A 24,778-nucleotide genomic window follows, 5' to 3' on the forward strand; every position below is an offset into this window, starting at 1 on the left:
TACTTCGCATGGCCGGGGAAGGGGTCAGCGACGACGCCAAGTCGGGCGGAAGTTGCTTCCTCCCTTCCCAGCCCCCTTGCGTGAAGCCACTGTGCGGCCTCCGCCGTAAGCGCTCCTTCGTACGCCCGCGTCGCTTCCTCCAGCATCTCCCGCTGGGAGGCCGAGAGTGGCCGCAAGGGCTCGTGCTCCTCGGAAATCGGTCTCCTCCTTCAACATGATCATCGTGTAGCTGTCGCCGCCCTCACCGCAGGAGTGGCACTTCCAGAGCCCGGCGTCGAGCTTGTAGCTCATCGACGGGGTGTTGTCGTCGTGGAGTGGGCACTTGCCCATCCCTGTGTTCCGCTCCGAGTTGAAGTCAACCTCGAAGTGCTCCATCACGGCTTCGAGGCTGGGCTTGTTCTCGTCGTCATGGTCGACCTCGCCGACCCTGCGGTACCTCACGCCACCCCCTGAAGGTCCACCCCGTACGTCTCCTCGATCGCGAGGGTGGTGGTCAGGTCGGAGTCCGGGTCCTCGATGTAGGCGAAGAACGCCTCCGTCTGGTCCCACAGCTCGTTGCGCTCGTCCTGGGTCATGTCCGAGCCGATGAAGCCGATCACTTCGGGTCCAGCCCGAGGTAGTTCTCCAACGTGGTGAGCACGTACGCCTGACGCCAGCTCTTGCCCCTGGCCTTCACGACGGCGATCGAGGAGACCGCCTGCTCGTCGAGGCCGCGGTGCTTGGCGAAGTTCAGGCGCTCAACGCTGGCCTCCCGGACGAACGTCGCCGGTTCGAGCTTGGCGTTCTTGGCCTCGATCACGAGGAACTCGCCGCCGAGCCGGACGACCATGTCGCCCTCGTCCTCCTTGCCGGCCAGGCGCAGGGACTCGACATCGAACCCCTCGCCCCGCAGGCCGTCCCGCAGGTCGCTCTCCCACTGGGAGCCCTTGCGCTTGTTGCGCTTGTTGCGTGCTGACGTGTCCGTCACTTTATCACATCCTGTCCTAGGAACCGAGGAGCACCTTCGTGGGGCTCCACTCCTCTTGCGCGGCTGGCTGCTTCGCGGCCTGGATGATCTGCCTGGGCTCCGCCCGGCGGAAGCGCGTGAACTCGGGCTCGCAGATCATCGTGGTGTAGCGCTGTGCGGTCGGGTCGCACGGGCCCATGCGCTGCTTGACGCACGCGACGTGGTACGCCAGCGAGGTCGGGTCCAGCGCCACCGACAGGGACAGCTCGGGCTTCTCGGAGAGTCCGCCCTTGATCTGGTCCCGGCTCGGCGGGTTCCAGGGCGACGTCTTCGCCTCCCACGCCTTGTCACTGGCGTGGTGCAGCAGGATGACCGTGGCGCCCGTGTCGCGGGCCAGCTCGGTTGCGCCCTGCATCACCGCCATCTGCTCGGTGTAGTCCGACTCCGCGTTCTCGAAGTCCATGAGGTTGTCGAACACGATGACCTGCGGATACGCGTCCCACAGCTCGATGTACGCCTCGATCTCCTCGTCGATCTGCCGCCAGGTGATGGGTGAGCCGAAGGAGAAGGTGATCTGCGAGTCGGCCAGCGCGTCGAGGTACGCCTGGCGGTACTTCCCGCCCTCCGCCATGCCGGCCTCGACCATCTCGGTCGTGTCCCTGGTCGCCATCGACGCCAGCCGCGAGGACGCCGTGAAGGCGCTCATATCGGCCGAGAAGTAGAGGGTGGGCAAGTTCATCTGCGCCACCCAGAAGAGGGCGAACCCACTTTTCTGCGTGCCCGACCGACCGGCGATCATCACGACCTCGCCGTGACGGGGCCGCACACCAGCGGCGTACAGATCGGCGAACGCCTCTATTCGAGGGAGTTCACGGCCCGACTCCGCATGGAGCGAAAGAGACCTACCAGGGGTGAGCACGTACCGGACTCCTCTCCGAGAACGACGACCCGCTGGACGCCAGCGGAAGCGATGAGGGTGGCGCAGGCCGGGCACGGTCGGCGCGTCACGTACAAGGTGGCGCCGGGCAACTCGTGCGGGTCTGCGTGGTAGATGGCGTTCGCCTCGGCGTGGACCGCCGGGCAGTTCGAGTAGTCAGAGTTCGGCTCGCACTCCTCCGCGGAGAGCCGGCCTCGCGGGCAGTTGCCTGCGCTCGCACAGCCAGGGAGCTCGGCCGGAAGGCCGTTGTAACCAACGCTCAGCACGCGACGACGGCGACTGAGCAGCACCGCCCCGACCTGGGCGCGGGTGCAGTCTGCGCGGGTTGCGACCGCCTCGGCGATCGACAGTGCCCACTGGTCCCAGCTTGGACGCACTCGGGACCTCCTTTCAGCGGGGCTTCCGCCCGCCATCTCCCTCCTTCCTGGTCTCGTTCCGGACGTTTATCACACTAGGATCAGTCGAAGTCGGGGGCGTCGTCCACGGCCGCCTCCGCCTTGGCCTCGCGGGCGTTGGCGTACGCGATGACCTTGGTGCGGGCGTCGGCGTCGTTGAGCGGACGCCACACCCACGCGGGGCGCTGGCCCGGCTTCTTCGGAGGGATCTGGTCGAGCGTCACGATGGTGGCGCCGCCGACGATGGTCTCCAGGTCGCGGGCGAGGATGGTCTGCTCGATGCGCGTCCCCTTCGTCACCTCCGGGGTGCCGGCCGCAAGCTGGCCCTGGTCCTTGAAGACGGTGACGTCCGCCAGGACGCTGTCCTTCGGCCCGTTCGGGGTCGGGCGCTGGCGCTCGAAGGAGTGGACCTCCAGGAGGATGGCGACGGCGCTCTGAACGTCAGCGGGCTTGAACCAGCCGCCGGCCTGCACGGGGATGTCGAGAAGGTTGAGAGCCACTGGGCGTATCTCCTTGTGTTCGGTGAACGGTGTTCGGTTACTTGGTGAGGCAACGGGCCGGCATGTCGCCGACCTTGCTGAAGGTCCAGAGCCCGCACGGCGCGGACGTCCAGAGCCAGATGCTCGCGATGATGCCGAGCGCGAGGGTGACGATGACAGCGACTTCCTCGCCCTTGGTGGGCTTCACCAGGGTCGGGCGGGGATGACGACGGTGGACGCCTGGGCGTCGATCACCTTCTGTCCAGTGGGCGCGCTGTCCCGAAGGGCCTGCACGGCATCCTTCGAGTGCTGCGCGGCGAAGACCTTCTCGTCGATCAGGAACCCGAGGGGGAGATCGACTTCGAGGGCGTAGGTCACGGTGGAAACGATGGTCACCTTGCTCACGCGGGCAGCGCCTTCCCCTTGGCCTTGTATGCCTCCATGACGGCCGGGTCAGCGAAGAACGACTGGTTCGCGGCCCAGAGCTTCTTCAGCTCGACGCGGTTCTTCTGCTTCTCGATCTCACCGAGAATCCAGGCGTTCTTGTCCTGCTCGGGGGCCGCGGGCGTGGCCGCCTGCTGCAAGCCGCCGACGCTGGCCCACGGGTCACCCGCCGGCTTGACCGGCGCCGGCTCCTCGGAGATGACCGTCGCACCGAGCTGGGTGGCGATCAGGCCCTTGCCGTGGGCGATGTTCGTGGCGTTGGTGACGACGTCTGAAAGCGTCAGCCCTGTCAGACTATCACGTTCCATCCCGAAGAAGTCGATGACGTCCTCGCGGACTTCCCCCGGTCGGCCCTTGAAGACCGCCCAGGAGTCGTCATACCCCTTGCCGTACTTGATGGTGACGGTGATGCTCCGACCCGATTCACTCACTCGCCGTTGCTCCTCTCTCGCGGTTGACTTAGTCACTCTATCACACTCTCAGCCGGTCGAAGGAACTTGCTTCTCTGTGGCCTGCCTTGCGAACGGCATCATCGCCTTGCGCGACTTCGACCGCATCCCCCGGATCGTCAGCGCCAACTTCGCCGCCTCCCAACCGAGGTTCAGGTCCACCCAGTACAGGGTGCACTCCGCCTTGCCTGCCGGCAGGTGGATGATGATGCCCCAGTCCTGGTTGACCGGCGGCAGAGGCTTGTAGGCCCCCGCTGCGTCGTGTATTTCTATCACACGCTTCTTGAAAGAAGCAAGCTCGGCCTTGTTGTCGACGTCCACCGGGAAGCGCGTGTGGTCGTACAGCACGCCACGCGAGTAGCACGCGAGCTGTGCCGCCATCTTCAGACCGCCGTACTCGACGGAGCCCGTCTTCAGGTCACAGATGAAGTCCCCCGACAGCGGCTCGCCGTCCGGTCCCGGACCGTCGTACTCGGCCATGCGGTCAAAGGTGCCGGCGACTCCCAACTCGTCAACCACGACGAACTGCTCGACGGCCTTGACCGTGAGCACGGACGTCTCCATGAGGTATGCCCCCATGTCCTCGACATCCTGCGGCGAAGCCGTCGCAGGGAGCGGCTGGCCCGCATCGACCAACTCGGAGAGGTTGTGCAGGTGCGTACCCCGCTCCCTCTTCTCGTTCGCGCCCGAAGCGTCGGTCGCCTGCTTCGACAGGAAGTTGAGCGTCTTCTTGTCTGCCGAGTCCTCAGGGTTCAGGCCGCGGGCCGAGTCAACCAGGTCCGCCCGCTTGGCGGCACCGACCAGGACCATACGCTTGCCCCAGTCGATCAGGGCACCCTTGTCCTCGATGCAGTCGATGAACGTCGTCGTCCGCGCGTAGCCTTTCGGCTTCCCGCCAGCCCTCGGGACAACAAGGGGGCGACCCCAACCATCTCGGGGAACCGAGTGGTTGGGGTGTGCCGATCGCGGTGAAACCTCGATCAGGTTCAGAGCCACTCTGCCACCAGGGGCTCGCGCTCACACAGGTACGTAATGATGTTGTCCTCCGTGTCGAACTCTTCGTCGTACTCGGCCTGGTTGACCATCTCAAGCCCCAGCGCCTTAAGGAACTTGAGCAGGTCCTTCATGATCGCGCTGTCGTGCTCGTGCGGATTTGTGATCATCCGGAAGTCCTCCGACTCGGCACCGATGTAGACGCGGATGCGTCCACCGTCAGCAACCAGGTCGGCCCTCTCCAGGACTCGAAGCACTATGCATTCCCCCCATGTGTTAGTGAGACAAGGCGTTCGCGAATCTTGGCATCTCCCCAGGTCAGCCGTCAAGTCCCGCCTTGCTCGAACGTTGATTCGAATCTAACCCCTAAACATGTAGCGTTCAAGTGAGTAGCAACCCTCCGTTCCCAACGCATCACGTTCAGTGCATGACAAATAGGCCCCTCGGCCAGGCTCGACCGGGGGCCTTGCTGCGTGGTGCGAAGGGTTAACTGTCGCGCTCGTCAGCGTTGCGACGCTTGGTCGTCTTCTCCCTGGGCGCACGGATGAACTCGCCGTCGCCTTCCTCACGCGGAACGTAGTAGAACCCGTCGAGCCTCGGCTCGTAGTGGACCACGACGTTCTCCCTCTTAAGCATCGCCTTCCAGGACTCCAAGCGCTTCGCCTTGTCCTCGTCTACCTCAAGGCCGGCCTGCCTTCGAGCTTCGGCACGAAGCATGATCACCGGATACTGCTGGCGGTGCTCCTCTTTCATGGCCCACGGAATCAGATCGTCGTCACGCGCGATGCGCCGATCGAGGCCCTTCCTGTACCGAAAGTTCCCCCAGGCCGAGGGGGACATCTCGATGTTGTACTTCCGCATGTACTCAGCCGTCATCCATGCGTAACTCCTGCCCTCCTCGAACCACTTGATGACCTCCTGATCGTCCTGGATCTTCTTCTTCGCCACGGGTCTGCCTGTTCTCGACGACTGCTGCAACCACTTATGCGCTTGACATGTTGGTCCGACTTTCCCATGTCGGCTGAACCCTTGTCAACTTTGCCCATCGGGTAGTGTGCGAGTAGGGCATAAGGAGCAACAAGGAGTGGGATGAAGATCCAGGTCACCGCCTGTGACATCGACCGAGGCACCCCCGCGACCACATTCGAGATCACCACGGGCGACGAGACGGTTGAGATGGACTTGTGTGCGGAGCACGCCCGCCCGATCTACGACCTGATCGAGCACGTCCGAGGCAGGTCGGGCGAGGCTCCTGCTCCTCGGGGCGCACAGTCAGACGAACCCAAGCCAACGGCACCGGCCCCCAAGGCTCGCAAGACGGCCACGAAGCCGTCGGCCAGGAAGTCCGACGGACGCTCGAAAGCCAAAGTCACGACGATGGAGGAGATCGAAGCCCGGCTCCGGGAGCAGGAAGGCTGAGACGACGAGAGCGTCCCCACCGACCAAGCTGGTCGATGGGGACGCTGTGCTAATCGGACTCTCCGTTGGGCTGGACGTACACACCCAGCGCCGTCAGGACGTGAACGGCGACCGCGACCTTCGGCTCGTCGGCGAGGTAGAGGGAGGCCAGGCCAGCGAGCGTGCCGATCGTCGCGACGGCCGCCTTCGCGTACGGTTGTACCTTCTTCGGCAGGAGCGGAAGGATCAGAGCCACAGGCTTACCGCGCTTGGCCATCGGCTCACACCTCCGGAACGCGGAGCATGTCCCAGGACGCCTTGCCCGGCCAGCCATCCGCCGCGCTCCCTGTGTACCCGAGCTTGCGCTGCCACTTCTGGTACGAGCGCCGGTCGGCCTCGGTCCACTGGGCACCCGGGCCTGAGGAGTAGGCGGAGCACCCCTCTGCGACCAGGCGCTTACCCATCGCGGTGACGATGGCCGACTTGGGCCGGCCCTTGAAGTAGGCCCCGCCCGGGAACGGCTCGTAGCGCACAGGCTTGGCCACGGAGGGCAGGGAGCCCATGAGCCTGATCAGGCTCGACTCGCCGGGGACTCCGTCCGCGTCATTCCCGTAGAAGCCGAGACTGCGCTGGAAGTCGGCGTAGTTCTTGGTGTCTGCGTCCGTCCAGCGGGGGCCGGGGCCCTGCGCGTAGTGCTTGCCGAAGCCCTTGGCGACCAGGGCCTGGCCGACCTTGGTGACGTGGGCGCCTGTCGCGCCGTAGCCGTACTTCAGCCCGTTGATCGTCACCTGGTAGCGGGCGACGGCCGGGGCCGGGGTCGGGGCGTCGGGGGCGGGCTCGTAGTCGCCGGCCACCATGCCCGCGTGGACCCAGGCGTACAGGTCGGGGCCGGGGCACGCGGTGGCGTAGCCGTCCTTGTGGCCCTTCTTCGCGAGGATGCGACCGGTCCGGCGGCACGCCTCGTCATAGAGCGCACGCACGGCCGCCAGCGCCTTCGCGGAGGGCTTCTGACCGGTGCCTATGGACACCTGGATGCCGAAGCCCGAGCGGTTGTGACCGGGGCAGTGGGCGCCCTGGAGCGACCATCCGCGGCCCTCGTAGATGGTGCCGGCCTGGTCGACAACGAAGGAGTAGCCGACGCCTGCCCAGCCCTGACCGATGTGGATCTTCTCGATCTCGCGCGGGACGCGGACGCCCTCGCTGTACGGGGGCGGGCCGCCGTGCCAGTGGGCGAAGAACTCGGTGCGCTCGCTCAGGGAGACGGTGTCAGGGGTGCCGTCCCAGGGCTGGGCGCCCCACTCGGAACGGCTGACGATCGTGACGGACAAGGGGTGTACCTCCAGGGGAGCAGGAAGGCCCCGCCTCATGTCGAGACGGGGCCGTACGTGGGTGGGGTGGGTCAGGCGGACGTGGCCGCCATGTGGTCGTCGAGCCGCTCGGACACGGCCAGGCGCTCGCGGCGCTCGTGGGCGATATCGGAGCGGAGGCCGGCGATGTCCTCGGCCTGCGCACGGAGGGCCTCGTCGTGGCGCTCCTGGCCAGCGAGGACGCGGTCGATCCGGTACATCACCGAGTCGAGGTCGTCGCGCAGGTTCGTCGAGTGGGTGTTGGACACCTGGTCGCGGGCTTCCTGGGTGTGCTCGCGCACCTCGTTCAGGGCTCGGGTCTGGCGGCGCAGGAACTCGGCGGCGATGCCGAGCAGGGTCACTAGCACGGTGCCGCCGGCCGTGATGAGGGAGACCTGCACAGTGGGTTCGACAGCGAGGGTCACGCCGTCGCCTCCAGTGCGGCCAGGCGCTCGGACAGGTCCGCGATCTGCGCGGCCTGGCGCTGGACGACCGGCACCAGGGCGACGCCGATCAGGTCGTAGCGGAGGCCGTCGACTTCGCCGTCCATGTAGTTCACCAGCCAGTCGAGACCCGCGGCCTCGACCTCCTCGGCGATGAGGCCGACCTCGTCCTTGCGGCCTTCCTTGACGGTGCCGTCGTCGCCGACCTGCGTCTTGCGGTCGTAGATGACCGGGCGCAGAGCGAGGACGTCGTCAGGGTTGACCGCGTAGTCGCGGACGTTCTCCTTGAACTTGATCGAGGAGGTGTTGCGGCAGAACGTTCCGTCGCCCTCGACCCAGACTGCGTACCAAGTGCCGGACCCGGAGGCCGAGTTTGCGTGGGGCTTCTTCGAGCCGTTGGCCCAGGCGATCGTCGACCCCGACGTCAGGTAGCCCGAGTGGGAGTGGGACGAGGGCGTGAACGTGCTCGGCTTCGAGGTGATCGAGGACCACGAGTGCGAGTGGGACGACGGGGGGTACGTGCTGGGCTTGCCGGTGAGGCTGTCGAAGTCGTGGCTGTGCCCACTCGGCGGGTACGTGGACGGCCGACCCGTGACCTGCGCCCAGTCGTGGGTGTGGGCGCTCGGGTTGAACGCGGTCGGCTTGTTGTTGAGGTCGGTCCAGTCGTGCGAGTGCGAGACGGGAGTGAACTCGTTCGGCCGGCCTGAGATCGAGGACCAGCTGACGGTCGGCGCGAGGTCGGCCCAGATCGTTCCGTTCCAGAACTCCCATGTCTTGGTCGAGACGTTGAAGCCCAGCCGGCCGACACGCGGGCTCTGCGGCCTGGTCGCGGTGGTCCAGCCGCCTACGGTGTTGCCGGTGAACCGGCGGTCGTCTATGACGGCGGAGGCCGTGATCGTCGCCGCCCCGATGCCGACGTTGACCTGAGCCAGGGGGAACTCGTAGACGCCCGTGTCGGTCTGCGTCAGCGCCGGCACCCCACCGCCGGGCGTGCCCTCGACGACGGCGAGCGAGATGGTGTTCGCGGTCGGGTCCAGCCGTAGGACCACACGGTCCACGCGGACGCTCGTTGAGGCCGCGCCGATCGCGACGATCTCGGTGTCCGTGGACTGCACGGCGTGGCCGCGGATGACTGCGAAGCCGGACGAGACCTTGACCTGCATCCCGGAGCTGTCGCCGAAGACGGAGAAGCCGGGGCCGCCAACCGTGTCGGCGACGCCCGTGGACTGAAGTTCGCGGAAGAGGTACGAGAACTCCCCTTCACTGACCGGCTGCTCGTCGAAGGGGTAGGAGGTGATGGCCACTCGGGGGTCCTTCCAGTGGAAACGAAAAACCCCCGAGAGCGATGTCTCGGGGGTTTGTGGTGTGGGGTGGGCATCAGGCGAGGGCCAGGATGATCGGGTCGTGGTCGAGCTTCATGCTCGACGGCGTGATCGAGGCCGGGAGCGTCGACTGCGAGGCCAGGTAGCCGGCTCGCATGAACGCAGTGCCGAGCAGGTGGAAGTTCGCCGGGTTCGACGGGGCTTCGTTCTGGACGTGGAAGTAGTAGAAGTCCGTCGATGCGCCAGCGGTCATCAGGAACGCAGCCCAGTACCGACCCGGCTGCAACGTCGTCGTGGCAGTGAGGTTCAGGGGGACCGCGCCGATATGGTTGTTCTTCGCGTCAGTCGGTGTGCCTGCCTGCTGGCCCGCTGCGGGCACGTTGGACAGCGGGGTGCCGCCGGTCCATGCCACTCGCGCGCCCGCCTCGCTGTAGACGGCGCCCATGAACCGGGCGGCCGGAATCAGCGTGGAGCCGCCCCACCCTCGGGCGAAGACGACGACCTTACTGATCGGCGTCGGCTCGGTGATGTTGATGCCGGCGAAGTACAGGCGCTGGATCACTGCGGCCTTCAGCGTGGTCGGGTTGGCCACTGCGGCAGGGTCCACGGACCATGCTTGGAAGCCGAGAGCCTGCGGGGTCCAGGCGTTCCTGGCGCCGTCCCCGACCGTCACGATCCGGCCGTCTGTCTGCCGGACCTTCATCACGCCACCCTCGGAGTAGGCGACGACTCCGTTCGTCGGGTTGGTGGTCGGGACGGTCGCGGCGTTCTTCATGCCCAGGACGAACGTCCCACCACCGAAGTGCGTCGTGGTGTCGCCGACGCCCACGTTGTACGCGGTGTTGTCGAGGGCGTTGCTGTACCAGCCTCCGGACGACTTGACGGCGAACCGCTGGTCGTCGACCTTGTTGCCGTAGAAGGTGACCGGGCCGCTCGTGCCGTTGCCCTTCAGGCTCACCACTACGTCCTCGGCGGTGCCCGTCGTCGGCAGTGCGCCAAGGTCGGCCGCGACAAGGGTGATGTCCGGGCCGATTTTGCCGTTCACGGTGTTGACGTTGCCGTCGCCGGGGTCACCCTTCTGGCCCTGCGGACCGGCTGGACCCTGCGGCCCCATGATGTTGCCGACCGTGTCCCAGTCGGTGCCCTCGTTGTACGTATAGATGTTGCCGGTGTCCGTACGGACCGCGAAGTCTCCAACCGTGCCCACGCCGTTCGAGGACGCCGCGTCAGGGAAGGTGTAGATCCGCGAGCCCGGCGTTCCCGCGTCGCCCTTCGGGCCCTTCAGGTTGCCGATCGAGGCACCCCAGCCCGATGCGCCGCGCTGCCAGATGTCGCCCGTGTCGGTACGCAGGAGCATGTCGCCGGGCTTGGTGTCGCTGCTCGACGTCGAGGTGTTGTTGGTGTACCACTTCGAGCCGCCGACCGTGCCGACCTGGGCCCACGCCCCGGCCGTCTTCTTCCAGTGCGTCAGGGTCGTGCTCGTGACCCCCAGGTACGTACGGGTGTCGTCCTGGATGTAGAGGTCACCGTCGACTCCGTCCGTTGAGGTCGGGGCGGCCGTGCCGGTCAGTACCTGGCTGCCGGCCTTGCCGGTCGAGCCGGTCGCTCCGGTGTCACCCTTCGGGCCCTGCGGACCAGTGGCGCCAGTAGGGCCGACGACGCCGGAATCCTCTGGCGCCGGAAAGACGCTCAGTCCCACTTACACAACCTCCACTCCGCTGATGTGGGTCGCCGCCGCGTAGGCGTTGCCCTGCACTTCGATCGTTTCGCCGGCCTGGAGCACCTGGTTCATCTCGACGGTGAGCACACCCTTGGAGGCGATGCCCACGTTGGCGAGGATGGGGAAGCCGTCGAACCAGACGGCGAGGCTCGCGGCCGATGCGTGGTCGTTCGTCGAGACGATGTTCGTCACGATGGCCTGCTGGCCTTCAGGGACGGTGTAGACGACCGTCCGCTCGGGGGGAACGTGGCCCCGATAGAAGTTCATCGGCGTTGCCGCCATGCGTCACCACACTCCCATGATCGCCATGATGTCTTCGCCGCCCGAGCTGGCGTCCGCGCGCTCCAGTTGGGAGACACGCTTCTCGGCACGGGCCAGGCGCTTGTTCAGTGCGACGTCGAGGTTGAACCCGGTCGCATCCCCGAGGACCGCGCCGACCAGGAAGCCGCTGGAGCCGGCCTTCAAGGCGAGGCCGGTCACGTTGGACTTCAGCTCCTGGCCGTCGACCACGACCGCGACCCGGTCACCCAGGCCCCAGTCCTTGCCGAACGCCATCGTCGAGTCCTCCATGGGAACGAGCTGCACATCGACGGCCGTGAAGCCCTCGTCCGCGATGGCCTCGTCTCCGGACTGCTGGAGCTGCGCCCAGTCGTCGGTGTTGCGCTGGTCGATCCATCGCTCGATCCGCCGGCCCCAGTCGGCTTCGGCTTCGAGGCTCGTCGGCGAGTCGATCTGGAGGAGCTGGCGCTTGGTCAGCTCGCCCTGCCCGGCGACGATGGCGCGCGTGATGCCGGGAGCCGAGATCGTCGCGCGCTGCCCGCTGAGCGTGCCGTTGAGCACGTCGAGACGGATGAAGTCGGTCCTGTCCAACACCTCGTAGGTCTCGAAGACGAGCCGGTCACCACGCTGTATGACACGGAAACCGAGGTTGGCCAACAGCGCTATCTCGGTAAGCAGGTTCCCCAGCACAGGGAAGCGCGCCGACTTCACGACCTGCGGCCCGCGGCCATAGTCGGCACCCATGGTGAGCCCTGTCTTACGCCGTGGCGTAGGGGCTCCGGTGCCGACGTTGGCGCGCACGAACGAGTGCATGACGGACTCCGCTGGACCCTGTCTTACGTCGTGCGCGAGGCTCTGCGTCGCGCCGTCAGGGTTGGTCGGGTCGGGGAACGCGAGCATGTCCCGCAAGACGATGTCGTCGGACACCCCCTCGAAGACCACGCTGCCGCCGGGGTCTTCCGGCGTGGCAGCGTGCTCGAACTTGGTGGTCGGTCCGGACATCAGAGTGTCGCTCGGGCCCGTGATGATCAGGCCCGAGCCGGGGGTCCGCAGGTGCGGGGTCAGCGGGTGCTCCGAGGCGAGGGTGAGCTTCCAGGACCCGACGTTGTTGAAGGTGTCCTGCATCTCGAAGCTCAGCTCCTCGGGGCGGACCAGGCCGACGCGGGTCAGCGTCTTGTCCCGCACCTCGACGGTGATGTCACGGAGCTGCACTCACACCACCATCCACTTCCGGGGTTGCCACGAGCACACGATGCGCGAACCGCTCACGACGTCGAGCAGGGATGCCTCGGCCGTAGAGAGGCCGGGCTTGACCGTCCAGAAGCGGGGCGCGGCGTCGAGCTGGTTGTAGCGGTTGGCGCCGGTCTGGTCGGTGACCGTGCCCCGCTTGGTGTCGATGGTCAGGACGTCGCCGGCCGCGAGCGTGCCGTTCCACTTCAGCCGCTCCCCCGAAGGCGAGACGGCGGTGAACGTACTGCCGGGGCCGTAGATCTTCCAGATCGGGTACGCCTCGGCGTCGCCCGAGTTGTTGAGCTGGATCTCGCCGATCGCCTGCGAGGCGGCGACGTTCAGGTTGGACAGACTCGACAGGAACGGGGCAGAGGTAGCTCCGGTGATCTGCCGGGTCTCGATGACCGAACTGGTCCAGTACGGGTCCGGCGCGCGGAAGGTGACGACCGTCTCGAACTCGCGCTCGCCGGTCGTCTCGATGCCGTACGTGAAGTCGCCTCCGCCTGTGCGGTAGACCTCGGTCTGCCAGCGGGTGCCGTCGTCGTTCTGGAGGATGAGGGTGCACCTCCCGGCCAGCGCGAGGGCCAGTCGGGAGATGCGGGTCTGGAGGTCGCGGCGGTTGCGCGCCAGGATCTCCAGCGGGACGTCGATGTCCCTGGGTAGGACTCGCCTACGTCGGTACACAGCGCCGTCGCCCGCACCTTCGAGCCACTGGACGGAGACGGGGGGCAGGCCGAAGCCTGTCGCCCCCGTCTTGGCCTGGAAACCCAGGCCCTTGTCCGCGATCTCGTTCAGGTCGAGCGTGTCCGCGCCGCTGCTCAGGAGCAGCTTGGGCACTAGTGGATCACCATCCCATCCGTGCTCGGTTGGCAGCGGCGAACAGATCCTCTTCGGCGTCGATAGAGAAGCCCGGTGCTGCGTAGTAGTTGAGGACCCGCGTGGTGCCGGCGCCGTCGCGGCCGGCGAGGGCGGCCGTCACTGCGGAGGTGACTCCGCGGGCCGTACCCATGGACTTGATCTCGGGGGCGTCGAACGCGGTATCGGCCACGTCCTGGGTCAGGCCCTGGAGCGACTTCTTCACCGCGCCGTAGCGAGACTCCAGGCCCTTGATGAAGCCGTTGATCACGAGCTGGCCGGCGTTCACCAGCAGCACGCGGTCGAGGCTTTCGGGGCCCTTCCAGCTCGTCAGCTTGTCCGTGAGGTTGCCGAGCGCGTCCTTGACGCCGCCGAACATCGAGGTGATGCCCTTGACGAAGCCCTTGATCAGCTTCACGCCCGCGTCCTTCAGCGTTCCGCCGAGATCCTTCAGGGCGTCCTTGGCCTTGGTCGGCAGTTCCTTGACGAACTTGATGGCGTTCTTCACGCCGTCCTGGATCGCCTTCCAGAGGGACTTCGCGCCGTCCTCGGCCTTCGACTTGATCGACACCCAGGCGTCCGTGAAGAACTGCTTGACGTTGTTCCACCCGGTGCGCCACAGGTTCTGGACGAACCGCAGGCCGTCGTCGATCAGGCCCCGGATGCCGGTCCACGCCAGAGACAGGTAGCTCTGGATCTTGGACCACAGGCCAGGGAAGAAGTCCTTGACCGCGTTCCAACCCGTCGTCCACAGGCTCTTGATGAGGGCGAGGCCCTTCTTCAGGAACCCGAAGATGCCGAAGTTGATGACGAACTCGAAAATGCCGACGATGATGTCCCAGATCCCGCCGAAGATCTGCTTGATGCCATCCCAGGCACGGGACCAGTCACCGGTGAAGAGGCCGGCGAACAGGTTCCAGGCGCCCATGATGATGTCGAGGACACCGGTGAACACCTTCACGATGCCGTCCAGCGCCATCGCCAGGGAGCCCACGATCAGGTCGATCAGGAACTCCAGCGCCGGTACGAGGATCGGCATCAGGAAGTTCACGACCTGGATCAGCGCCTGGAGGAAGGGCTGGAGCGCCTCGGAGACGCGGTTGAACGCGTCCACCAGGGGCGGCATGACCGCGTTGACGATGTACTCGAACAGCGGGATCAGCGGGGTGATGACCGCGCTGAACAGCTGCATGAGCAGGTCGGCCACGGGGGTCACGGCCGTGATGATCTGACCGAACGCCTCGGCGACAACCGGGAGGATCGGGGCGAGGCCGGCGATCAGCGACTCGACCAGCGGGACGACCGCCGTCATGATCGTCATGAACAGCTCGGAGATGGGCGGCAGGATGGCCGCCAGCACGCCGAACGCGGCGCCGAGCATCTCTCCCACGACGGGGACGAGCTGCGCGATGATCGGCGAGAGCTGCTGGAAGATGCCCGTCAGGGTTCCGCCGAGCAGTTCGACGATCGGGAGGATCGCCGGGGTCAGCGCGGTGAACGCCTCCGCGAGCGGGGTCAGCGCGGCTGCAACGAGCGGGCCGAGCTGGGCAGCGAGCGCGCCCATGATCGTCATGACCGCACCGAGTGCCGCACCCAGGGGGGCGAGCACAGGCAGGACGCCGTTAACGCCCTTCTCCAGGCCGTCGAACAGGGCGTACACCCCGGCGAAGACAGCGTCCTGGTTCAGGGCCGCGGCGATGCCACCCATGGCCGTACCGAGGATCGTTCCGACCTGCGGGAGGAGCTGAGTCAGCAGCCCGACGAACTGCCCGAAGAACGCCTTGATCTCTTCGCCGCCGGCCTTCGCCATGTTGGACATCGCGTCGTGCGCGGCGGTGAACAGGCCGACCATCTTGGACTGGACGGCGCTGGAGTCGATCGCCTCATGGACGCCCGCCAGGGTCTCGCGGACCATGCCGAGCGTCGATCCGCCGGCCTCGGTTGCTGCGCGGGAGATGCCGGCGAAGATGCCGCCCATCTCGTACAGGACCCCGCCGAGATCCTTCAGGGCCTTGATGCCCTGGTCGATCTCCTCGCGAAGGCCGGACTCGCCCTTCTGATTCAGCCACTCCGACGCCTTGGTGGAGACGTCTACGAACCACTGCGCGAGCTGCGGCAGGTACCCGGCGCCAACTTCGCCGAGCACCTTGATGATGTTGGCGAAGGCTCCGGTGCCGGTGGTGGCGATGTCGATCGACTTCGAGAGGTCGTCGAACATGCCGCCCAGGGCGGGGGCAAGGGAGGACTTCAGGGAGTCGGCGAACCCGCCGAAGAACTGGCCGAGCTGCGTGCTGGTCTTCTCGAAGCCGGCCGTCAGCTCAGGAAGCAGGGTGTCGATCAGCTCGCGGATCGGGGTCTTGGCCTCGGCCCAGAAGTTCTCGCTGATCAGGTCCTGGAGCTGGGAGAGCTGGCCCTTGACCTGGGGTAGAACCTTGTTGAAGTCCTTGAAGGCGGCGATCGTGGCACCGATGCCGATCGCCATGCCGCCGAGAATTCCCGGCAGAGCGAGGGACGTTGCGCCGATCTGCGCCAGCGACGCGGACAAGGCGAACAGGTTGCTCGCGCCCGCGATGGCCCACGCGGCGAGGCCGGCGATGGCGGAGGCCAGCGTGCCGACGATCGGGACGTTCTTGTCCAGGTTCTTCAGGACGTTGCCGAGCTTGGTGAAGATGTTGCTCAGCACGCGGGCACCAGCCAGCGCCTTGATCATCGCGGTGGCTGTGGCGTAGGCCGACAGGCTCACCTTCGGGATGATGTTGACGATGCGGTTGCGCGCGAGCTTGGCCATCTCAGCCATGACCAGGGCGACTGCGCCCTTGGACGTCTCGGGCTCGATCTCGGCCTTCAGGCCGTCGATCTTGTCCTTGAGGTCGTCGATCTCCCGCTCGACCTTCGCCTTCGCGATGGCATCCATCTCCGGGGTGATCTTCGCCTTCAACTCCTCCATCCGCATGAACGCGGCTTCGAGCTGGCGCTTCACCTTGGCGACGTCGGCATCGTCGAGCTTCGGGTTGATCTTGATGTTGTTGAGCGAGTCCTGGATCAGGTTGTACGCCCGCTGGGCCGCGGCCTTGTCCGCCTCGACCTGGATCTGGATACGCTCGTTGAGCGTGTCCTGGAGGTCGGCGCGGGCCTGGCGCAGGGACGCCTCGTCGAGGCCGACTTGCAGCTCGACCTCTGCGAGCTTGTTCAGCTCGGCGTCGATGCGGGCGATGGCCTGCTGGATCGAGGTGTCGTCGTCCCAGTTGATCGACAGGTCGAGCGCGAGCTTCCCGGACAGGATGTCGCGCATGGCGAGCAGCTCGTCCTCGTCGACCTTGACGTCGATCTCGATCTCGCGGAGCTTGCCCAGCTCGGCGTCGATCTTGGCGATGGCGGCCTGAATGGATGACTGGCTCGACTCGTCGATGCGCAGCTTGATGGACTGGATCTCGGCCAGCCGCTCGCGCAGCATGTCGAGGCCGGCGCCCAGGTCGCCTTCGTTGAGGCCGATGTTGATGTCAACGGCGTCGAGCTTGTTCAACTCGGCCTGGATGCGGGCGATGCCCGCGCGCAGGGACTCCTCGTTGTCGAGGTTGACCTTGAGGTTGATGTCCTTCAGGGCCTGCTGAGCAGTGGCCTGGATCTGCTTGGCCTGCTCCTTGATGTGCTCACCGTCGAGGACGACCTTGGCTTTGACCTCAAGGCCGCGCTCGGCCTTCTTCAGCTCGGCCTCGGCGTCCTGCTTGAACGTGCTGGTATCCGGCAGAATCTTGACCGCAACGCGGCCGACGACCTGCGCATCTGACATGGGCCTACCTCCGGGCAGTGAACTGCTTGTAGATCTCCGCCACAGAGAGGCGGCGCTTCTTCTCGCCCTTGCGGGACTTCTTCTTGGCCTTGGGTCGCGGGTACTCCGGGAACTTCGGAGCGCCCTTCTTGCCCCAGTTGCCAGTCGCTCGCGTCTGCTGGTTCAGCGCGTCGTAGAGGTCGGCTGTCATGTGGCGGTCGACGCCCCAGCCGAAGTGGTCCCTGCCGCCCGACGCGAGGGCCATGGTCAGGGAGGTGTCGGGCAGCCTCCGCACCAAGAGGTGGACGAGTGCGGGCGAGGGGCCCCGACCGTCCACCACGTCCACGAGGTTGATCCCGTAGTAGTGGAGGAGGTCGGGGTACAGGCCCTCGCCGTACTCATCGATCAGGTGCGCGAGGCTTAGGCTTCCCCCGCCTGAGTGCCCGAGCTGTAGGTCTCGAAGACCTGGGCCAGGAGCGCGAGGTCGCCGTCGATGTTGTCGATCAGCTTCTCGGCGACCTTCTTGTCCTTGGCCACCAGGCGGATCGCGTCCGCCAGGACGTCGGCCTGGTCCTTGTCGCTGTCGCCGTCGAGGTTGTCCTGGAGCGCGGCCAGCTCGTCGCGCTCAGCCTTGGACAGACGCAGGGGGTTGCGGAGGACGACCGTGGTCTTGTCGTCGAGGGCGATGTCGGTCGAGCCGTACTTCGCGTCGGCGGCGGCGCGGATGTCGTCGAGAGAGAACTGGGCCATGGGGTGCGGACCTCCAGGGGGTAAGGGGTGAAAGGAAAGGGGGCGGACCGTCGGGGAAAGGGCCTCCGCAGGGGAGGCCCCCAGCGCGTGAGGAGGTCCGCACCACTCGCGCGCTGGGGGAGCTGGTTAGAGCGCTTCGCCGGCCTCGAAGGAGTCGCCGTCCCAGTAGGCGTGCGATCCGTCGCCGAGCACGACGTACTGGCCGGTGGTCCAGGCGGTCGCCGGGGACGCGGTCAGCTCGACCAGGTCAGCCAGGTCGTACGGGGTGGCTGCGCCAGCCGGGGTGAAGGAGCCAGGCGTGCCGGCGGTCGCGCCCGTCGCAGCGACGCCGCCGAGCGGAGTGATCGCGTAGGACCAGGAGTTGGCGCCGTGCGGCATCGGCTTCACCGACAGGGGCAGGCCGGCGAGGGACTCGGTGTCACCGAAGGATAGGTCGTCGCCTCGGTAGATCTCCGCCTTCGGGGCGTAGAAGGCGAAGTGGTTCTCACCGTCCACGAAGACGGCGAGGAAGGCCGCGGTGGTCGGGATCGGGTCGGTCGGAACACCAACGCTTCCGTCCGGCAGGACCGGGGCGTTCGAGCCGTAGTAGAGCTTGAGGCCCTCGACGTCGAACTGCTGGAGTGTGAAGCCCATCGACTCAGTTCGCGCGCTGTACTTGGTGCGCAGGCTCTTGTTCTGGAGCGAGCCGATGGTGGTGGCCTCGCCGCCCTCGGAGGTGATCGAGAAGATCTCCTCCAGCGACGTGTGACCCACGGCCTCCCACGGGGAGAGGGGGGTCAGGAGGTCGGCCGGCAGTTCGGTCCCGGTGGGGGCGGTCAGGTAGTTGCCACTACCGATGACGAGGGTTGCGGCATCGTTCAGTGCCACGAGCGTGTCTCCTTACTCGCGGTGTGTCTCACTATCACATCGAGCTATGGGGTGGTGGGGAGGGGGAAGGGCTTGGTGCGCGGCTTGCGGATCTCGACGTCGTACTGCGTCTCGTAGCGCCACACTCCGGTGGGCAGGTCCGCGTACTGCACGGGTCCGGTAGCCGTGGCCCAGTCGGTGGCCCGGCGAGGGGCAGAGGCCAGGTCCACGCGGGTCAGGTGACCCCGGCCGGGATAGACCTTCTGCTTCAGCCAGGCGTCGCGCATGACCACGCGGACCGCCTCGGCGAGGATCGCCGCGTCGGCGTCGCCGTCCGGGTCCTCGCAGAAGCACTGCACCACCACGCGGGCGGCGTCGGTGAAGCGGGTGTCGCCCGACCAGACACCGAAGCTCGGGTCACGGCGGACGAGGACGAACGGGAAGTGCTGGTCTTTCTCGATGAGGGACTGCACCTTGATGCCCGGCAGGCCGTCGCGAAGGACGGCCAGGAGCAGGTCTTCGACGGGGGACAGCTCGGCGAGCGCCTTAATCTCGGCGGGAAGCCCGGCCACTGGCGCGACCCCCCTTCTTCATGCGGATCTTCACGCGGCGCTTCACGCGCGCTCCGCCCTTGTCCTTGCGAGGGAGTCGGGCCGCGTCGGTCAGGATGTGCAGGCCGTCCATGGCGCCGACCGTGTACTCGTTGACGACTTCGCCCTCGGGGTTCAGGAGCGTCACGTCGTAGGCGTTGCGGCCCTTCTCGATGGCGAGCGCCGAGTTCGGGTTGCCGCCCTGTCTGCTGGAGGAGGTGTCCTCCAGGACCACGTAGCGGTCGATGCGGCCACGCTCGGCCTTGATGTGCGCCCGGCTCAGGTCGATGTCCTGGTTCTTCGCGAGGCGGCTCTTGGCGGCGTTCAGGTTCTCCTCGGCGCGCACCAGGATCTTGAACTGGGGCACTTCGAGGTAGCTCTGGACGCCGTCCATGCGGGCCAGGAATTCCTCGATCTTCAGGCCCTTGACGTTGTCTTCCCAGTCGACGCTCACGGGCGCTCCCGGATGTCGATGGACCAGTGCCTCGTCTTGCGGGTGCCGTGGTGGTAGGCCGGCGGCGTGACGATGTCCCACTGGGTGCCGAGCACCTCGACGCGCGACCAGAGCGTGACGCCCGGCATGTCGGCATCGACGATCATGCGGGTGATGTTGATCTGCTGCTGGCCGGGGACCTCCGCTTTCGAGGACCGCTGAGGGATGAGCGCACAGCGCACCTCGATGGGGCCCGCCGGGTCGGCCACGAGCACCTTGTTGCCCCGGCTGTCGATGTGCTCGACCGTCTTCCAGACCTTGGCGGATACGCCGCGTCTGCGCTGAAGGCTGCTCACCAGGGCTCCTGTTCGTCAGCGAACAGGGGGAAGTCCTTGCCGTGCTCGGTCGGCACGAGGCCGGCAGAGACGGGGCGGAGGACGGTCTGCCAGGCGACAACGCCCGCGGAGTAGAGGCCGGTGGATCGGCCGGCCAGGGAGGCGAGGAGCTTGATCTCCTCGTCGGTGAAGTAGACGGTGCCGGCGTTCTCGCCTGCTGCGTCGTTCCAGCCCAGGGTCTCGTCGCCCGCGCGGGACTGGGTGTAGCCGTCCGGGTTGGACATGTACCGCTTGCACGCCTTCAGGACGAGCGTGCGGACCATGCGGGGGACGGTGTCGTCCGGCCAGTCACGCCCGTAGTGGGCGGCCAGATCCGAGGCGTCCTCCAGGGCGGACGTCGCGATGCGCTCCTCGTCAGCGTCGAGCGTCCAGTCGAGTCGCCCCTTCAGGTCGTCGAGGGTGGCGTAGGCCACGGTGTCTCCTTACTCGCCGGGGCGAGCCAGGGCAGGGCGTGTCTGTTTATCACACCCTGCCCTGGCTCAGTGGACTCGCTTACGCGCCAGCGCCGTCAGCCGGACCCGCGATGCCGGTGATCGCGGCCAGCTCCTGAGCCTTCGCGTCCGGGCCATCCGGGTCGGGCAGGACGTCCTCGGTCGCGTCGAGGTCGAGCTTGATCGCGCGGACGAAGTGCTCGTGCTCGGAGACGAACGCCTGGCGGGTGCCAGCGTCGCGGCCGATGAGCGTGTCCTGGACGATGCGGAAGCCCTTGTAGGTGTTCACGATCGAGCGGTCCGTCATGCGGGTCGCGTCGTAGTCGCGAATCCAGCGCAGCGCCACCCCGTTGTAGGACGCGGCAGCACCGAACGGGACGGACTGCGGGACGGACGGGGCACCGGTCGCGAAGATGAACGCGGAGCCGACCAGAGCGACGGCGAAGTCGGCCGGCAGCTCGTTCGAGACGACGATGTTGAAGCCGAACCGGCGGCCGATGGTGGCCTCCTTCAGCGCGGAGACAGCCTCGGCGTCACCCACGTTGGAGGCGAGGTTGAGCTTGTCGTCCGACAGGAGAGCCGTCTCCCAGCCGGAACCGACCAGGAGGGTGCGCTGCTCGGCGGGAACGCGGAGCTTGTTCATGACCTCGCGGGCCCGGATGAGGGTGCCGCGCAGGTCGCGGCCGGACTTGGCGCCGGCCAGGGTGATCTCGTACGGGGCGTCGAGCAGGTAGTCGACGGCCTGGTACTCCAGACCCTTGCCCACGGCTTCGGTCTGCTTGGCCATGAGCTTCGCCCAGCCGTTGAGGTCGAACGCCTCCTGCTCGTCGGTGAGCTGGACGGCCGAGTAGATGTCCCCACCGAAGGTGACCTGGACGGTCTTCTCGCTGTAGGTGTCGAACTGGATCTCGGTCGACCGGTCGTTCCTCCAGCCGTAGGTCCGGAAGGGCAGGACGCCCTCGACCTTGACGTTGATCGCGTCGCCCTTGGCGCCCTTGAACTGGTCGACGCCCTCACGCTGGAAGACGGCAGGGACGACGAGGGACTCTTCGAGGGCGACCGCCGCGGTCGCGGCGAGCTTCTCCGGCTTGATGACGTCGTGCGGGGTGTAAGCCACGGGGGTGGTTCTCCTGTCAGTTGAGGAAGGGGGGGAGGCTCGGCGTGTCTCACTTACACACCTGGGCCAGAAGGAGTTGCTCAGTAACTGCGCCTGCGCGCAGCCCGAGCGGCCTTGACCGGGTCGAAGTCGTCGTTGCCGTCAGGCGGCGTCAGACCTCCACCGAGGGAGTCGGGGGCAGCCGGGGCGATGAGCTTCTGAAGCTCCTTCGCGTCGGCGTCCAGCTCCTCGGGAGTGGCGCCCGTCAGGCGCTTGGCCAGGGCCTCGGGCAGCTCGTACTTGGCTGCCACACTGTTGAGCAGGATCTGCCGCTCCAGCGCCTCGTTCTGCGCCTTCAGCTCGGCGACCGCAGCCTCGAACTCCTCGGTCGTCTTGGCGTCAGCGAACCGGGCCTCGACCTCACGGAGCTTGGTGCGGTAGTTCGCCGCCTCGGCGTTCGCCTCGGTCAGCTTCTTACGCAGCACGTCAGCCGGGACCGACTCATCGGCCGGCGTCTGCTCCGTCTCCTCGCCCTTGGGGGCCTCGCCCTCCGGGGGCGTCTCGACGGTCTGCTCGGTCTCGGTGCTGGGGGTTTCCTGCTCGGGCACGCTTACGCCTCCTGGACGCTTGGGGATGTCTGCCGCGCCTCCTGGGCTGCGGCCTTCTGTTCTTGCCGGATGAACCGGCGCCAGGCGGATACAGCCGCCTTGCCGGACAGGCCGCGTGTGACCTTCGGCCACAGCTCCTCGTACCGGCGGTTCAGCTCGTAGAGGTCCGAGCTTCCGTACTGCTCGCGCGAAAAGATCGGCTCGGCGTAGCAGTTGCAGTTGTCGTGGTACTTGTCGCCGTCCGCGTAGTCGCCGGACTCCAGGTCAGCGAGGGACGGGCCGGCCTTCTTCTGCGACCGGTAGACAGCGCCACGAGAGATGAGCATCGCGCACCACCCGCAAGGGGTACCGGTGCGCGAAAGTCTGATGTAGCCGACGACTCGGCGGTCCTTGCCCATGTGGTTCCACACCGCAGAGCGACCACCGTTGTTCACGATCCGCGCAGCCGCCGCGGCCTGCCTGGCGCCCGCCTGCCGGTGGGCTTCCTCGCGGGCCTGGTCGACGTCCTTCGCGGCCTTGCTCTCGTCGAGAGCTGAGGTCTTGCGCTCCAGGTTGGCCGGGCCGAGAAGGTCGAGGATGGTCCTCGCCTCGTCCTCCGCCTCGCGCTCGATCCGCTCCTCGTCCTCACGAAGGCCGGGCAGCTCCTCGACCAGGATCTGGTCGTCAGTCAGGTCGTCGTCGGCCTCCTGGGCCGAGTCGTCCTGGCCCTCCTCGCCGACTTCCGCGGACGCGCCGCTCGCGGCCGGCGAGGAGGTGTTGGGAGCGGGGGGCGCCGAGTCGGACCGCTCCTCCAGGGAGCCGTCTTCGGCATCTCCGACCAGCGCGGCGAACTCTCGCCGCAGGACGTCCAGAGTCACGTACGTGGGCTCTGGGTGGTACGGGTCAGCAACCGTCGTGCCGGTCCGCAGCGCGCGGACCAGACGGTAGTAGGCGCGGGCAAGGTCCCGGCTCATACGGCGCCGGGTCATCACCAGCGTGATAGCCCGGCGCAGCCACGCCGTGGATGTGGCGGCCCTCGCGGTAGCGGGGACCGTCTGCCACAGCTTCAACGCCTCCTCGACGGTGCCCGCCCCGATCTGGGTGAGCGCCGTCTGGAAGGCGACGGATGCGCTATCAGCCTCAGCCTGTCGGGCTGGGGTCGTCACGCGGCGACCACCTCGGGATCAGGGGTCGCCGGCACCGACGTCACGGACGGGGTGGCCCGCGTCAGCGCGGTAGCGAGCTGGCCCACGGAATCCTCGTCCTCCGCCATGTCCAGCCAGTCCTCATACTCGGACTGAGTGACGCCGGGCACGCGCTTCCACAGACCGCGCTTCGGGATGCCGAGCTGGTCGGCGAGCTTGCCGAGAGCGTCAGCGGCCTGCGCGAGGGAGCGCGACTCCATGTCCCGCCACTGCACTTCACCGTGGAAGTCGTCGGCGGAAGAGGCGTTGCCCTCCAGCTCGGCGGCCAGGCGGAAGACCCTCTCCCAGGACTCGCCGAAGGCCGAGCGGAACTCGGCGATCTTCCGTGCGAGCGCGGTCTCAGCAGCCAGGAGGGCCTCCGCGGAGAGGTTGGCGATCTGCCCCAACATGTGGTGCGGCGGGGTCTGCGAGATCGCGGCCCAGTGCCGGATGGACATGTCGATCGAGTCGATGAACCCGCCGAGCGGGGTCTCGTCGAGGGAGCCGAACTTGACGTCGGGGTCCTCGGCGAAGAGGAAGCGGCGCGCGTTGTGGAAGACGGCCGCAGGAACGGGGTTGCCCTGCTCGTCGAGCTTCACCGTCGAGCCGACGATCTCGCCGTTCTCGACGACGGGCTCGGTCTGCATGGGCGGAGCCATGCCGGTGACCGTGCGGACCTTCACCGAGGCGTAGGTCTGGGCCACGAGCAAGTCGAAGATCGTCTGGTTGATGCGGTTCTGGAGCGGGATCATCGGCTCGACGACGCCGACCGTGCGACCTTCGAGGTCGACAGAGGCGGCGAACCGGGTAACCGGACACTCGCTCGCACCGTGCGCCTTGCCGGCCGCAACACGTATGCCGTCCGGGTCCGTGAGCGACTTGAACGACACCGCGTACTCGCGCTTGCCGTCCCACATCCGAGCCTTGCCCGGCACGTCGGGCTTCGCCCAGGCCGTGATCGTCAAGGCCGCATACGGCGTCTCATCGTTCGCGGGGTCCTCGTACAGGGCTGCCGTCTTCTTCGCCGACAGGCCCTTCGAGACGACACCGCGCTTGGTCTTCTCCGTCAGCACGAAACTGTGCCCGTACGACAGGGCGCCCCGGTAGATCGCGGCCTGGCGCGCGTCGAGACGCGAGCGCTGCCAGTGCGACCACTCCACCGACGTGGAGGCCGGCGCGGTCGGCAGCTCGGAGTCGCCCTCGCCGGGGCGGAAGCCGTCAACGTACAGCGCCTGCGCGGGCGTACCGATCAGCAGGGGCATCCAGTTGGACACCGCCCGCTTCGCGAGCATCTTGTACTCGTCGTCAGCCTGGGGCGGCATGTACGGGTCGTCGTGCTTCCCGTGGACGTAGTTGTCGATCCGTTGAAGCCGATGCTCGTCACGGTCGAGGATGGCGAGGAGTTCCTTCGCCAGCGATGCTGGGCTGGTGTCGGCCATGCCTCACCACCTTCCTGTCTGT

At 67.0% G+C, this 24,778-nt stretch carries 33 protein-coding genes; 1 reads left to right on the top strand and 32 read right to left on the bottom strand.

The features are described from left to right. Positions 1 to 24 precede the first annotated feature (24 nt). From ACFYMC_RS02520 to ACFYMC_RS02575, 12 genes are all read right to left on the bottom strand, one after another. On the bottom strand, positions 25 to 441 hold the full coding sequence (locus ACFYMC_RS02520; RefSeq protein ID WP_388517576.1) for a CHC2 zinc finger domain-containing protein: 417 nt from the start codon (positions 439 to 441) through the stop codon (positions 25 to 27). After that, on the bottom strand, positions 438 to 599 hold the full coding sequence (locus ACFYMC_RS02525) for a hypothetical protein (protein WP_388517579.1): 162 nt from the start codon (positions 597 to 599) through the stop codon (positions 438 to 440). Before ACFYMC_RS02525 ends, ACFYMC_RS02520 begins: the two co-directional genes overlap by 4 nt. Then, complete coding sequence (locus ACFYMC_RS02530) at positions 596 to 967, bottom strand: hypothetical protein (RefSeq protein WP_388517582.1); 372 nt, start codon at positions 965 to 967, stop codon at positions 596 to 598. Before ACFYMC_RS02530 ends, ACFYMC_RS02525 begins: the two co-directional genes overlap by 4 nt. Before the next feature lie 16 nt (positions 968 to 983). Continuing rightward, positions 984 to 1,865 (bottom strand): AAA family ATPase, encoded by an 882-nt coding sequence (locus ACFYMC_RS02535; protein WP_388517585.1) that lies wholly within the window; start codon positions 1,863 to 1,865, stop codon positions 984 to 986. After that, entirely contained in the window at positions 1,802 to 2,260 is a 459-nt protein-coding gene (locus tag ACFYMC_RS02540; RefSeq protein WP_388517588.1) for a deoxycytidylate deaminase, read from the bottom strand. The genes ACFYMC_RS02535 and ACFYMC_RS02540 overlap by 64 nt, the downstream gene beginning before the upstream one ends. A gap of 80 nt (positions 2,261 to 2,340) precedes the next feature. Next, a complete protein-coding gene (locus tag ACFYMC_RS02545) occupies positions 2,341 to 2,778 on the bottom strand; it encodes a hypothetical protein (protein WP_388517591.1) in 438 nt (145 codons plus the stop codon). 37 nt (positions 2,779 to 2,815) lie between these two features. Further along, the gene (locus ACFYMC_RS02550) at positions 2,816 to 2,965 is read right to left on the bottom strand and encodes a hypothetical protein (protein WP_388517594.1); all 150 of its coding nucleotides are present in this window, start codon (positions 2,963 to 2,965) and stop codon (positions 2,816 to 2,818) included. Beyond that, on the bottom strand, positions 2,962 to 3,162 hold the full coding sequence (locus tag ACFYMC_RS02555) for a hypothetical protein (RefSeq protein ID WP_388517597.1): 201 nt from the start codon (positions 3,160 to 3,162) through the stop codon (positions 2,962 to 2,964). The genes ACFYMC_RS02550 and ACFYMC_RS02555 overlap by 4 nt, the downstream gene beginning before the upstream one ends. Then, a complete protein-coding gene (locus ACFYMC_RS02560) occupies positions 3,159 to 3,632 on the bottom strand; it encodes a hypothetical protein (RefSeq protein WP_388517600.1) in 474 nt (157 codons plus the stop codon). The genes ACFYMC_RS02555 and ACFYMC_RS02560 overlap by 4 nt, the downstream gene beginning before the upstream one ends. A gap of 48 nt (positions 3,633 to 3,680) precedes the next feature. Then, positions 3,681 to 4,646 (bottom strand): hypothetical protein, encoded by a 966-nt coding sequence (locus ACFYMC_RS02565; protein ID WP_388517602.1) that lies wholly within the window; start codon positions 4,644 to 4,646, stop codon positions 3,681 to 3,683. Beyond that, positions 4,637 to 4,900: a hypothetical protein gene (locus tag ACFYMC_RS02570; protein WP_388517604.1), complete on the bottom strand. Its 264-nt coding sequence runs from the start codon at positions 4,898 to 4,900 to the stop codon at positions 4,637 to 4,639. The genes ACFYMC_RS02565 and ACFYMC_RS02570 overlap by 10 nt, the downstream gene beginning before the upstream one ends. Before the next feature lie 229 nt (positions 4,901 to 5,129). Then, entirely contained in the window at positions 5,130 to 5,591 is a 462-nt protein-coding gene (locus tag ACFYMC_RS02575) for a hypothetical protein (protein WP_388517606.1), read from the bottom strand. Between the two features lie 141 nt (positions 5,592 to 5,732). On the opposite strand from ACFYMC_RS02575, the gene ACFYMC_RS02580 reads away from it, so the two are divergent. Further along, entirely contained in the window at positions 5,733 to 6,062 is a 330-nt protein-coding gene (locus tag ACFYMC_RS02580; protein WP_388517609.1) for a hypothetical protein, read from the top strand. A 49-nt stretch (positions 6,063 to 6,111) separates the two neighbouring features. On the opposite strand, the gene ACFYMC_RS02585 is transcribed toward ACFYMC_RS02580, so the two are convergent. The 20 genes from ACFYMC_RS02585 to ACFYMC_RS02680 form a co-directional block, all read right to left on the bottom strand. Beyond that, positions 6,112 to 6,318: a hypothetical protein gene (locus tag ACFYMC_RS02585; protein ID WP_388517612.1), complete on the bottom strand. Its 207-nt coding sequence runs from the start codon at positions 6,316 to 6,318 to the stop codon at positions 6,112 to 6,114. A 4-nt stretch (positions 6,319 to 6,322) separates the two neighbouring features. Next, entirely contained in the window at positions 6,323 to 7,369 is a 1,047-nt protein-coding gene (locus tag ACFYMC_RS02590; protein WP_388517615.1) for a peptidoglycan-binding protein, read from the bottom strand. A gap of 71 nt (positions 7,370 to 7,440) precedes the next feature. Further along, positions 7,441 to 7,812 carry a DUF2746 domain-containing protein gene (locus tag ACFYMC_RS02595; protein WP_388517618.1) on the bottom strand — a complete coding sequence of 124 codons (372 nt, stop codon included), beginning with the start codon at positions 7,810 to 7,812 and terminating at the stop codon, positions 7,441 to 7,443. After that, positions 7,809 to 9,134 carry a tail fiber domain-containing protein gene (locus ACFYMC_RS02600; RefSeq protein WP_388517620.1) on the bottom strand — a complete coding sequence of 442 codons (1,326 nt, stop codon included), beginning with the start codon at positions 9,132 to 9,134 and terminating at the stop codon, positions 7,809 to 7,811. Before ACFYMC_RS02600 ends, ACFYMC_RS02595 begins: the two co-directional genes overlap by 4 nt. Positions 9,135 to 9,207: 73 nt before the next feature. Further along, a complete protein-coding gene (locus ACFYMC_RS02605; RefSeq protein WP_388517623.1) occupies positions 9,208 to 10,851 on the bottom strand; it encodes a hypothetical protein in 1,644 nt (547 codons plus the stop codon). Beyond that, positions 10,852 to 11,154 carry a hypothetical protein gene (locus ACFYMC_RS02610; RefSeq protein WP_388517626.1) on the bottom strand — a complete coding sequence of 101 codons (303 nt, stop codon included), beginning with the start codon at positions 11,152 to 11,154 and terminating at the stop codon, positions 10,852 to 10,854. Between the two features lie 3 nt (positions 11,155 to 11,157). After that, entirely contained in the window at positions 11,158 to 12,363 is a 1,206-nt protein-coding gene (locus tag ACFYMC_RS02615; RefSeq protein ID WP_388517628.1) for a siphovirus ReqiPepy6 Gp37-like family protein, read from the bottom strand. After that, positions 12,364 to 13,218: a phage distal tail protein gene (locus ACFYMC_RS02620; protein WP_388517631.1), complete on the bottom strand. Its 855-nt coding sequence runs from the start codon at positions 13,216 to 13,218 to the stop codon at positions 12,364 to 12,366. A 7-nt stretch (positions 13,219 to 13,225) separates the two neighbouring features. Next, positions 13,226 to 17,026, bottom strand: coding sequence for a hypothetical protein (locus ACFYMC_RS02625; RefSeq protein ID WP_388517634.1), 3,801 nt, complete (start codon positions 17,024 to 17,026; stop codon positions 13,226 to 13,228). A gap of 4 nt (positions 17,027 to 17,030) precedes the next feature. Continuing rightward, entirely contained in the window at positions 17,031 to 17,351 is a 321-nt protein-coding gene (locus ACFYMC_RS02630; RefSeq protein ID WP_388517637.1) for a hypothetical protein, read from the bottom strand. Positions 17,352 to 17,425: 74 nt separating this feature from the next. Continuing rightward, on the bottom strand, positions 17,426 to 17,755 hold the full coding sequence (locus ACFYMC_RS02635) for a phage tail assembly protein (RefSeq protein ID WP_388517640.1): 330 nt from the start codon (positions 17,753 to 17,755) through the stop codon (positions 17,426 to 17,428). Between the two features lie 126 nt (positions 17,756 to 17,881). Continuing rightward, a complete protein-coding gene (locus tag ACFYMC_RS02640; protein WP_388517643.1) occupies positions 17,882 to 18,622 on the bottom strand; it encodes a hypothetical protein in 741 nt (246 codons plus the stop codon). 44 nt (positions 18,623 to 18,666) lie between these two features. Next, positions 18,667 to 19,173, bottom strand: a complete 507-nt coding sequence (locus ACFYMC_RS02645; protein ID WP_388517646.1) for a hypothetical protein — start codon at positions 19,171 to 19,173, stop codon at positions 18,667 to 18,669. Beyond that, complete coding sequence (locus ACFYMC_RS02650; RefSeq protein WP_388517648.1) at positions 19,148 to 19,645, bottom strand: hypothetical protein; 498 nt, start codon at positions 19,643 to 19,645, stop codon at positions 19,148 to 19,150. The genes ACFYMC_RS02645 and ACFYMC_RS02650 overlap by 26 nt, the downstream gene beginning before the upstream one ends. After that, positions 19,642 to 19,980, bottom strand: a complete 339-nt coding sequence (locus ACFYMC_RS02655) for a phage head-tail adapter protein (RefSeq protein WP_388517651.1) — start codon at positions 19,978 to 19,980, stop codon at positions 19,642 to 19,644. Before ACFYMC_RS02655 ends, ACFYMC_RS02650 begins: the two co-directional genes overlap by 4 nt. Next, positions 19,977 to 20,432 carry a hypothetical protein gene (locus ACFYMC_RS02660; RefSeq protein ID WP_388517653.1) on the bottom strand — a complete coding sequence of 152 codons (456 nt, stop codon included), beginning with the start codon at positions 20,430 to 20,432 and terminating at the stop codon, positions 19,977 to 19,979. Before ACFYMC_RS02660 ends, ACFYMC_RS02655 begins: the two co-directional genes overlap by 4 nt. Positions 20,433 to 20,511: 79 nt before the next feature. Beyond that, positions 20,512 to 21,567 (bottom strand): hypothetical protein, encoded by a 1,056-nt coding sequence (locus ACFYMC_RS02665; RefSeq protein ID WP_388517656.1) that lies wholly within the window; start codon positions 21,565 to 21,567, stop codon positions 20,512 to 20,514. Between the two features lie 80 nt (positions 21,568 to 21,647). Then, complete coding sequence (locus ACFYMC_RS02670) at positions 21,648 to 22,154, bottom strand: hypothetical protein (protein WP_388517659.1); 507 nt, start codon at positions 22,152 to 22,154, stop codon at positions 21,648 to 21,650. Positions 22,155 to 22,156: 2 nt separating this feature from the next. Beyond that, positions 22,157 to 23,299: a hypothetical protein gene (locus ACFYMC_RS02675; protein ID WP_388517662.1), complete on the bottom strand. Its 1,143-nt coding sequence runs from the start codon at positions 23,297 to 23,299 to the stop codon at positions 22,157 to 22,159. Then, positions 23,296 to 24,756: a phage portal protein gene (locus tag ACFYMC_RS02680; RefSeq protein WP_388517664.1), complete on the bottom strand. Its 1,461-nt coding sequence runs from the start codon at positions 24,754 to 24,756 to the stop codon at positions 23,296 to 23,298. The genes ACFYMC_RS02675 and ACFYMC_RS02680 overlap by 4 nt, the downstream gene beginning before the upstream one ends. Positions 24,757 to 24,778: the final 22 nt, after the last annotated feature.

Origin of the sequence: Streptomyces sp. NPDC006879, from assembly GCF_042869595.1 — a bacterium.
GTDB lineage: Bacteria > Actinomycetota > Actinomycetes > Streptomycetales > Streptomycetaceae > Streptomyces.